Here is a 10316-nt window from a genome sequence, read left to right as displayed (position 1 = left end):
CCAGAGCCATGATGAGTTACACCACGTCCTGGGACACGATCCGTTGCATGCTTTTAAGCGCAAAGAAAGCGGCACTGAGCAAGCGGTTCAGAGTGCCGGCTCAGGCCGACTCAAAAGCAGCCTCAACTGGCAGTTCAACTGCCTCGAACAGCTCCGCTGCGACTTTATGACGACGAGCTTGCTCCAGGTGCTTGCGCATATGGTCAGCCGCCGCAAGGCGATCACCTCGCTCAAGACAGGCAAGAATCGCGAGGTGCTCGACTGCCTGCTCACGGCGTGGCGAACGCTTGCTGGCCTGCCGGTACTCCACCAAACGGCGAAGCTGGTCAAGTCGGCGAACTGTCTGTACGTGAAATCTGTTGCCAGAAAAACTGGCAAGCGTCTCGTGGAACTGAGCATTCGATTCAAACAGCTCCTGAGGCGTCATGGTCAGGTATCCGCCATCTGCAATGAATTGCTGCTGCTTCTTACAGCGAGCCAATGCTTCCGTATCGGCCATGAACGTAGGGGCAAGTAGGCCTGCCGGCTCTATGATCGCTCGGAAGGAATAGCTCTCTTCATAGGCTTCGACCGAGTCAATCATCGGCAGAAACTGCCATCCCTGACCTGCACGCTGCTCGATCCAACCTTCTTGCTGAATACGCATCAACACACCACGGAGCATGTAGCGTGAAATGTTGAATAAACGCATCAGGTCCGTCTCTGCGAACTGCTCGGGAATCTGCCCATTGAGTCGCATCACCGCGATCTGCTGATAGATCGGGTCATCGATGGAGACCGACAAATCCTGGGCAATTTCGGCCAGATCATCATATGGTTTCGCCAAGAAAAAGCCGCGATTGCGATCCTGGTTCAGCATGCCTCGCTCAGCGAGGTAGTTCAGAGCGATCTTGATAGGAGTCCGTGACGTCTTCAAAGCCTTGGCCAGCCCCAGTTCCGAGACGTGATGCCCCGCAGCCAGTTGTTCTTGGCGAACATAGGCAACGATATCGCGAGCTACGCGGGCTTGAAGTGGCGTCAGATTCATATCTTTTCCGAATTAAGGCATGAGATTGCGGGGCTCCCTCAGTGAAGCGAGCCCCACAGCGTCTACATTATGCCTTTTGCGGGCTCATTTCCAAATGGGGCTCACTCTCAACTGCCGGGGGAACCATTGGCTTACGAGTCATAGTCAGTGCAATAACCGCTCCAGCCACCAGCAAGATACCCGCAATCATGAAGGCCCAGTTGTACGAGCCGGTTGCCTGGATCACGTAGCCCGTGACAATTGGAGCGGCCATACCGAACAGGTTGCCGCCCACTACGACGAACGCCATCGCCCTACCCACATCGCCTGCGCTTGGCAACAGATCATTGAGCAGAGAGAAATTCAATGAAGTGGTGGAAGCAATGCCTGCCAACGTGAGGGAGGAAATCAGCACCAACGTCACTGTGCCGCCAGCAAACGGCACCAACAGGATGCAGCTGGCAACAACCATAGCGAATGCAATCACGTTGCGGCGCTTACCCGAGCTGGCACCACCGCCACGAGTCAGATACCAGTCGCTGAGCTTGCCAAGGGCGATGCAGAGAACGACTGCTGCAGCATAAGGAATCGCAGTCACCAGACCACTTTTCTCGAGGGTCAGGTGGCGCTCCTGCTGGAGGTAGCTTGGCAACCACGTCAGGAAGAGATATTGGGTGTACACGTTGCAACCCTGTGTCAGCGCAAGCCCCCAAAGGGTCGGGGTTTTCAACAACCGTTTCAGACCGTAAGCCGCCACTGCCGCACCACCGGCTTTGCCACCACCGGATCGCGAACCCAGGATGGTTTTACGCTCTTGGTCGCGGAGCCACTTCACCTCTTCGGGCTTGCCGTAGAACAGGTACCAGGCCAACAGCCAGACGAAGCCGACACCACCAGCAATCACGAAGGACCAGCGCCATCCGACACTGGCTACCAGCATCGCAAGAACGATCGAGCAAATCGCTGGACCGGCGTAGGAGCCGCTGTTGAAAACAGCAGTGATAGTGCCGCGCTCCTGACTCGGGATCCACTCCCGGATCACCTTGGCACCCACGGGATTGCTGACCGATTCACCCGCCCCCATGACAAGACGCGCAGCCAGGAGCGAAGCGAAACTCATCGCCGCACCGGTCAGCGCCGTAGCAGCCGACCAGACAAGAATGCCAATACCACCGATGCGCTTTGCACCATAGCGATCGATCAGCAGACCAACAGGAATCAGGAAGAGTGCGTAACTCCAGATAAATGAGGAAAAGAGGTATCCCATGCCGACTGCACTGAGATTGAATTCCTCGGCTATTGGTTTGGCAGCGATGGACAGGGCTATACGGTCCATGTAATTGATCATCGCCAGAGAGAACAGAAATACAGCAATCCAGGCTCTACGGTACGGCATGGTTACACCTTTATTTTTCTAGGCGCGGCTGCGCCGGCTACAAGCACCGGCAGCCGACCATCGACAGAGCCGACGGTCGACCATCGACTCACGAAGCTGTGTGATAGAGCGGGAACGCTCCGAACATCACGCCACCTACCAACATGGCCATGCTCACCAAGAGCGCCCACTTCAAGGCAAAGCGCTGGTGGTCACCCAGGTCGACTTTGGCCAATGCCACCAGCAGGTAGAGCGAGGGCACCAGTGGGCTGAGCAAGTGGACCGGCTGCCCGACCACCGAAGCCCGAGCGATTTCCAAAGGCGTGATGCCGTAGGTAGCTGCAGTCTGGGCAAGCACCGGCAGGATGCCGAAGTAGAAGGCATCGTTGGACATGAAGAAGGTGAACGGGATGCTGACCAGTGCGGTAAATACCGCCAGATAAGGTCCGAAGGCATCCGGAATAACAGCCAGCATTCCCTTCGCCATCGCATCGACCATCCCTGTACCGGAAAGAATGCCGGTGAAGATGCCTGCGGCGAAAATCACCGACGTCACGGCAAGAACGTTACCGGCGTGGGCGCAGATCCGCTCTTTCTGCTGCTCCAGATGTGGGTAGTTAAGCATCACCGCAATGGCGAAGCCGACCATGAACAGCACCTGAATCGGTACCGCGCCCATCACCAAAAGGCCAATCATCGTGGCGGTGAGCAGGAGGTTTGGCAGGAACATGCGCGGGCGACGGTTACGATCGCATTCTTCATGCGAACCATTACCCAAGGCGATTGCACCGTTGTGGAAATCGTCCACTGCAATCACCCCCAGCCGTGCACGCTCACGCCGTCCCAGCATGATCGCAATGAGCAGCAAGCACCCGCAGCCCAGCAACATCGACGGCACCATGGGCAGGAATATGTCCATCGCATCGACATGCAGCGCAGCTGCGGCGCGTGCGGTCGGGCCGCCCCATGGGGAGATATTCATGATGCCGTTGGCAATGTTGACCACACAGGTCAACCCGAGAACGCTCATTCCCAAACGCTGATACAGCGGAAGGAATGCGGCAATCACGATCATGTAGGTGGTGGAGCTATCGCCGTCGAGCGACACCAGCATCGTCAGGATAGTGGTCCCGACCAGCACCTTGAGGGGATCGCCTTTTACGATCTTCAGAATGCAGCGCACCAGTGAATCGAACAGACCCGCGTCGATCATGATGCCGAAGTAAAGAATCGAAAAAGTCAGCATGACGCCGGTAGGCGCCAAGGTTTTGATGCCATCGAGCATCATTGCGCCCAGGCCGGCATAGAAGCCACCCAGCAAGGCAAACACGATGGGCACCAAGATCAGGGCAACCAGCGCGGTAAGCCGCTTGGTCATGATCAGGTACATGAAACAGGTGACCATCGAAAAACCGAGTACGGTCAGCAGCATGTCGCTCTCCTTATTGTTTTAGCGCCGCAAAACAAGCTTTAGCGGTACGAAGAGGAAGAAGCGGGCTGATGCCGGACGGATTTACGGCAGGTCTGATTGCATTTCATCTTGATTTTCCTCGTTTTTATCTTTGTTCGGGACTATCTGGCTTGTGGCTGGCAGAGATACGAATGGCTTCTATTCAGGCCTAGAAACGACCACTCGGCGCATGAGAGATGCATTTCTGCTGGAGACAAATTGACTCAAGTTTAGACAAAGTTCAATATCGCCTCACAAAAAACACGCCTGTGAGGTCCCCGGCATGAGCAAGCACATTGGCCAAACCCTGGCCGTAAACGGTCGCGATTACCGCGTCTGCAATGTATCGGAAGCCGTAAAATCGGTAGGAGGCGACTTCTCCCGCCTGCCCATGAGCCTCCGGATCCTCGCTGAGAACGTACTGCGCACCGAAGCAGAGCCGACCGAGGCGCTGAAAGTTATTTGCACTCGATCTAAAAACAGCGACATCCCGTTCCGCCCCGCCCGCGTGGTTCTTCAAGACCTGCTCGGCACCCCGGCCCTGGTCGACCTGGCCGGCCTGCGTGACGCTGTTGCGAAAGCAGGCGGTGATCCACGCCAGGTCAACCCGGTGACCCCTACTCACCTCGTGGTGGACCACTCGCTGAACGTAGAGCGCTGGGGCGATGCCAGTGCCCTGGCCGATAACGAAGCGATCGAGCGCGAGCGCAATGCTGAGCGCTTCGCATTCCTCGACTGGTGCAACAAGGCCTTCAACAATCTGTCGATCGTGCCTTCCGGCAACGGCATCCTTCACCAGATCAACCTGGAGCGCCTGACCACCGTCATCGGTACTCGCGAGGTCGAAGGTGACCTCTGGGCTTTCCCTGATACGCTAGTCGGCACTGACAGCCACACCACCATGATCAACGGCATTGGTGTGCTGGGCTGGGGTGTGGGTGGTATCGAGGCCGAAGCGGCAATGCTGGGCAAAGCACTGATGATGCGGGTTCCAGAGATTGTCGGTGTCCGACTCGAAGGCGTGCCGCCACCCGGCTATATCGCTACCGACATCGCGCTCGCCTTGACCGAAAGCCTTCGCAAAGCCGGTGTAATCGGCAGCGTGCTGGAGTTTCATGGCCCAGGCGTGGCAGCCCTCTCCCTGGCAGACCGCGGCACCCTGTCCAACATGGCGCCCGAATTCGGCGCGACCGCAGCCATGTTCGCGATCGACGACCGCACCCTGCACTACCTGCGACTGAGCGGCCGCGGCGGTGAAATTGCCGAGCTGACCGAGGCTTATGCCAAGCACCAAGGCCTGTGGCATGACAGCCTGGAAACCGTCGAGTACGACCGCGTTGTCACGCTCGACCTGAGCGGCGTTGGCCGCGCGATTGCCGGCCCGAAACAACCGCACCAGCGCATCCTGCTGGGTAAAGGTGAAGCAGCGAAGGACATCCCCACAGGTCTGGACAATGGCTCGATCGTCATCGCCGCCATCACCAGTTGCACCAACACCTCGAACCCGCGCGGCGTGATCGCCGCGGCCCTGGTCGCTCGCAACGCCCTCAAGCGCGGCCTGCATCGCGCCCCATGGGTCAAGACCTCTTTCGCACCGGGCTCCAAGGTGGTCGCCGACTACCTGGATCGCGCCGGCCTCAATGTCGATCTCGACAACTTCGGATTCAATGTCGTGGGCTACGGCTGCACCACATGCAATGGCATGTCCGGCCCACTGCTGAGCAAAAAGATCGAAGACGAAATCCGTGCCCGCAAGCTGGAAACCGTTGCCGCCACCTCCGGCAACCGCAACTTCGAGGGCCGCGTGCACCCGCTGGCTCGCGAAGTCTTCATCATGTCCCCTCCCCTGATCGTGGCGTACGCCATCGCAGGTACCTATCGCGTAGACCCGCAGGTGGATGCGCTCGGTACCGACGCTGAAGGCAAGCCGGTTTACCTGAGCGAACTGTGGCCTTCGGATCAAGAGTTGGACGAGATCGATAAGAAAGCACTGTCCGCCGACCTGTTCGACAAGGCCTACAGCTCGGTACCTCGCGAGGCTGGCGTCATCGCCTCGGACCTTCGCGCCGGCGTTACCGATCAGTACGCATGGGATCAAAGCAGCACCTACATCCGCAAACCGCCGTACTGGAGCGACGAACTGACGGCGACTGACCCTCAGCGCGACCTGAAAGGCATGCGCGTGCTGGTGATGCTGTCGGACAACATCACGACCGACCACATCTCGCCGTCGGGCGCCATCCTCTCGGACAGCGACGCCGGTTCGTACCTGAAGGGCCACGGCATCGCTGTTGATGACTTCAACTCCTACGGCACTCGTCGCGGCAACCACGAAGCTGCACAACGCGCCACCTTCGCCAGCCCACGCCTGAAAAACGAACTGATGGCCGACGGCCGCGAAGGCCCCTGGACCCTGCTGCTGCCAGAGAATCGCGTGAGCACCGTATTCGAAGCCGCACAAGCCTATGCCAAGCGTAAGCAGCCGCTGATCGTCGTGGCAGGTAAAGAGTACGGCAGCGGTTCGTCGCGTGACTGGGCGGCCAAAGGCCCTCGCCTTCTGGGCGTGCGCGTGGTCGTTGCCGAGAGCTTCGAGCGCATCCACCGCACCAACCTGGCCGGCCTGGGCATTCTCCCGCTGCAGTTCCCGGAAGGCGTGACCCGCAAAACCCTCGGCCTGACGGGGCACGAGAAATTCTCGGTGGAAGGTATCAATGACGCTTTCGCTCCGGGTGACACGCTGCAACTCGTCATCGAGCGCGAAGACGGCAGTATTGAAAACGTGAGCGTCACCAGCCGGCTTGATACGCACGAAGACGTGCGCTACTTCCGCCGCGGCGGCCTGCTGCCGCAACTGCTGGTCGAGAGCATGGACAAGGTTGCACAAGCGAAACAACTGGAAGGAGCCGTGTAATGACCCAAGTTCGAATCCCTGCCGTCTTCATGCGCGGCGGTACCAGCAAAGGCGTCTTTTTCCTTGAGCAGGACGTCCCTGCCGCCGGTCCCGAGCGCGATGCGCTGATGCTGAGGGTCATTGGCAGCCCGGACCCATACGGCAAACAGATCGACGGCATGGGTGCCGCCACCTCCAGCTCCAGCAAGGTCGTCATTATCGGCAAGTCGGGACGCACCGACTGCGATGTCGACTACCTGTTCGGTGCCCCGGCCATCGAAAATCCAGTGGTCGACTGGTCCGGTAACTGCGGCAATCTGAGTGCAGCCGTCGGTCCTTTCGCCATTCGCCAAGGGCTCGTCGATGCACCTCGTGACGGCATCGCCACCATCCGCATCTGGCAGGCCAATATTCAGAAACGCATCATCGCCCATGTCCCGATGAAGGACGGCGAGGTCGTTGAAGAAGGTGATTTCGTGCTCGATGGCGTCGCCTTCCCCGCGGCCGAAATCGTCGTGGAATTCCTTCAGCCCGGCGGTTCGGGCGGCAGCATTCTGCCAACCGGCAATGTCGTGGATGAGCTGGATATTCCTGGTTTCCCGGGCTTGCCGGCAACGCTGCTCAACGCCGGCAACCCGACGATCTTCGTCGACGCCCAGCGCGTTGGCCTGACCGGGACCGAGACCCAGGATCAGGTCAACGGCAACGCCGAGCTGCTGCAGTCCCTGGAAACCATTCGTGCACACTGCACCGTGGCCATGGGCCTGGCGGCTACCGCCGAGGAAGCAACGCGCCTTCGCCCTCATACACCGAAGCTGTGCCTGGTGGCTCCACCGCAAACCTACGCCGCTGCCGGTGGCAAGACGGTCGACGCCGCCGAGATCGATGTGATCGCTCGCATCCTCTCCATGGGCAAATTGCATCACGCGATTACCGGCACTGGCGCTGTAGCCGTTGCCGTGGCAGCCGCCCTGGAAGGCACACTGGTCAACCGGATCGTCGGCGACATCGACGAACGCCAAGTCAACATGGGCCACACCGCCGGTACCGTCGCCGTTGGCGCGCAGACCACTCAAGTCGATGGCAACTGGATCGTGGACAAGGCCGTCATGAGCCGCAGTGCACGCCGCCTGATGGAAGGCTGGGTTCTCGCACCTTCGAAGTACTGATTGATCCGCTACCGCCGACCGGCGAAGGTCGGCGGTACTCATCACAACAAAAACAACGATGAGATTTTGCTATGCGCCCAACACCGCGCTCACCCGTCATTACTCGACGCACGCTGCTCTCTTCAACTTCCATCGTCGCTGCGGCAACCTTTCTGGGCCTCGGCGCGGGAGCGGCAGATGCCAAATCAGGACCTGAGAAGAACCCTATGCAGCCTGCCAACTCGAACAAAACTCAAATGGTCTATGTGGGTTCCAGAACCACTCGCGAGCGAAACGCACGCGGCGCAGGCATCACGGTTTATCGCCATGATCCACAGACAGGTCGCTGCGAACTTGTTCAAACCGTCGGCGATCTGAACAACCCCTCCTTCTTATGTCTCGACCAAACCCAGCGCTTGCTGTTCTGCGTGCATGGTGACCAGTCCATTGTCAGCTCATTCCAGATCGAACCAGGCAACGGAACGCTCACCCACGTGAGCTCGGTCAGTTGCGAAGGGAACAACCCCGTCCACCTTACCGTGGACAAGAGCAACAAATTCCTCGCGGTGGCCAACTATGCCACCGGCAGCATTGTCATTCTGCCGTTCGATACAGACGGCCGCCTGCAACCGGTCATCAGCAAATACGACCTTCCGGGCAACCCTGGCCCGCATAAGATCGAACAGACCAGCTCCCACCCGCACATGATCCCACGCGACCCATCGGGACGTTACCTGGTGGTGCCGGACAAAGGGCTAGATAAAGTCTTCGTGTTCGATTTGAAACAGCAAGGGACTGCGCTGAAGCCTGAACTGGCTCATGAAATCAAGGCACGCGAAGGTGCTGGCCCCCGGCATGTTGCGTTCTCTCCCACCGGTTCTTTTGCCTACGTGGTAAACGAGCTGGACAGCACAATCACCAGCTACCGCTACAACCAGAACGACGGCTCCCTGGTTCCATTCCAGGTGGTTTCGGCCCTCCCTCAGGACTTTGTAGGGGACAGCCGTGCAGCAGCACTGGTCATGGCACCGGACGGAGTACATTTGTTCTCCTCCAATCGCGGGCATGACAGCGTGACCATTTTTTCGGTGGATCAGCCCACCGGCAAGATCAACCCGATCGGCAACGTACCTAGCCAAGGCAAGAAGCCCCGCTTCATGACGGCCTCCCCTAACGGACGTTTCCTGTTCGTCGCTAACGAAGACAGTGACAACATCAAGACCTTCTCCATTAGCCCGAAAGGCGAACTGGCCTTGCTGGAACATCAGATCGAGACCGGCAGCCCGGTCTGCCTGGTTTTCCGCACCGTCTGAACCTCACTGTTTCCTGATCCTGGCGTGCCGGGAGACACGCCTATACCCCACATTCCAATTGATGGAGTAGCACATGCATAACAAAAACAAGATGGGTTGCGAGCTTCTTGCCGTGACTCCTTGCCTAGCCGCAGCTACGGCCTATGGGGATGGCTTTATCGACGACAGCAAGGTCACCTTGCAAACGACGAACGTTTACATCAACCGCGATTTGCGTGACGGTGCTGGCCAGTCGAAGCATCGATCGATGCTTTAGACCGCCTGATCGCGTCCTACAAACGCCCCATTTTCTAACCCTGGAGAAGGCATGAGCCCTATCACCCAGCAGGTCCTCAACGACCTGGCGCCCAATGGCATTATGCGTGCCGCGATCAACTTCGGTAATCCCGTGCTGGCTCAGCCAGGCGCTGACGGAGAGCCGCATGGAGTGTCTGTGGCTTTGGCCAAGTCGCTGGCCGATGAGCTGGGCGTAGGTCTTGAGCTGTGCACATACGACGCAGCCGGCAAAGTATTCGCTGCACTCGAGGAAAATGCGTGGACACTGGCCTTCCTGGCTATCGAGCCTGTCCGCGCCGCTCAGATCAGCTTCAGTGAGCCCTATGTTCTGATCGAGGGGACCTATCTGGTTGAAGCCGACGCCCCCTACTCCAAAATCGAGGACCTGGATCAACCTGGACTTCGACTTGCGGTAGGCAACGGCGCCGCTTACGACCTGTACCTGTCGCGCACACTGCAACATGCCGAGCTGATCAGAGCTGACACCTCGGCAGGCGCTATAGACTTCTTCATTGATCAACATCTGGATGCTGCCGCCGGCGTAAGACAACCGCTGGAGCGAGTCGCGGCCAAGCATCCGAATTATCGGGTAATACAGGGAGCCTTCACCGCCATCCGCCAAGCGGTCGCAGTTCCTCACGGCCGTGATGCTGGAGCAGCATATGTTCGGGACTTCGTCGAACGACGATTGGCCGAGGGCTTTGTCCGGGGGGCATTACTTGCCAGCGGCCAAACCGACGTCAGCGCACCTCGTTGAGGTCGATACTAGAGACAAGGCCTCATATAATCTGAGGGACTATCGCGGGTCCCGCTCTGTGATCGTGTCCCTAGAAGTGGTGTAACTGAACCAACCGAAGG

At 58.8% G+C, this 10316-nt stretch carries 8 protein-coding genes; 5 read left to right on the top strand and 3 right to left on the bottom strand.

What is annotated here, in order from left to right:
* Positions 1–100: 100 nt before the first annotated feature.
* The 3 genes from K675_RS0104410 to K675_RS0104400 all read right to left on the bottom strand — a co-directional run bounded on the left by K675_RS0104410 (position 101) and on the right by K675_RS0104400 (position 3810).
* Positions 101–1027 (bottom strand): GntR family transcriptional regulator, encoded by a 927-nt coding sequence (locus tag K675_RS0104410; RefSeq protein ID WP_017902299.1) that lies wholly within the window; start codon positions 1025–1027, stop codon positions 101–103.
* Positions 1028–1094: 67 nt separating this feature from the next.
* Complete coding sequence (locus tag K675_RS0104405) at positions 1095–2402, bottom strand: MFS transporter (RefSeq protein ID WP_017902298.1); 1308 nt, start codon at positions 2400–2402, stop codon at positions 1095–1097.
* A gap of 88 nt (positions 2403–2490) precedes the next feature.
* Positions 2491–3810 carry a CitMHS family transporter gene (locus K675_RS0104400; RefSeq protein ID WP_026144919.1) on the bottom strand — a complete coding sequence of 440 codons (1320 nt, stop codon included), beginning with the start codon at positions 3808–3810 and terminating at the stop codon, positions 2491–2493.
* Between the two features lie 304 nt (positions 3811–4114).
* On the opposite strand from K675_RS0104400, the gene K675_RS0104395 reads away from it, so the two are divergent.
* The 5 genes from K675_RS0104395 (at position 4115) to K675_RS0104375 (ending at position 10215) form a co-directional block, all read left to right on the top strand.
* On the top strand, positions 4115–6742 hold the full coding sequence (locus K675_RS0104395; RefSeq protein WP_026144918.1) for an aconitate hydratase: 2628 nt from the start codon (positions 4115–4117) through the stop codon (positions 6740–6742).
* The gene (gene prpF / locus K675_RS0104390; RefSeq protein WP_017902295.1) at positions 6742–7890 is read left to right on the top strand and encodes a 2-methylaconitate cis-trans isomerase PrpF; all 1149 of its coding nucleotides are present in this window, start codon (positions 6742–6744) and stop codon (positions 7888–7890) included. Before K675_RS0104395 ends, prpF begins: the two co-directional genes overlap by 1 nt.
* Positions 7891–7961: 71 nt before the next feature.
* Positions 7962–9182 (top strand): lactonase family protein, encoded by a 1221-nt coding sequence (locus K675_RS0104385; protein ID WP_232434393.1) that lies wholly within the window; start codon positions 7962–7964, stop codon positions 9180–9182.
* 73 nt (positions 9183–9255) lie between these two features.
* Positions 9256–9438: an OprD family outer membrane porin gene (locus K675_RS0104380; RefSeq protein ID WP_017902293.1), complete on the top strand. Its 183-nt coding sequence runs from the start codon at positions 9256–9258 to the stop codon at positions 9436–9438.
* Positions 9439–9489: 51 nt separating this feature from the next.
* On the top strand, positions 9490–10215 hold the full coding sequence (locus K675_RS0104375; RefSeq protein WP_017902292.1) for a transporter substrate-binding domain-containing protein: 726 nt from the start codon (positions 9490–9492) through the stop codon (positions 10213–10215).
* The last annotated feature ends 101 nt before the right edge of the window (positions 10216–10316 follow it).

The sequence above is a fragment of the Pseudomonas fuscovaginae SE-1 genome (assembly GCF_000364705.1).
GTDB classification, from domain to species: Bacteria; Pseudomonadota; Gammaproteobacteria; order Pseudomonadales; family Pseudomonadaceae; genus Aquipseudomonas; species Aquipseudomonas fuscovaginae_A.
This window is presented reverse-complemented; position numbering and strand designations above follow the sequence as displayed.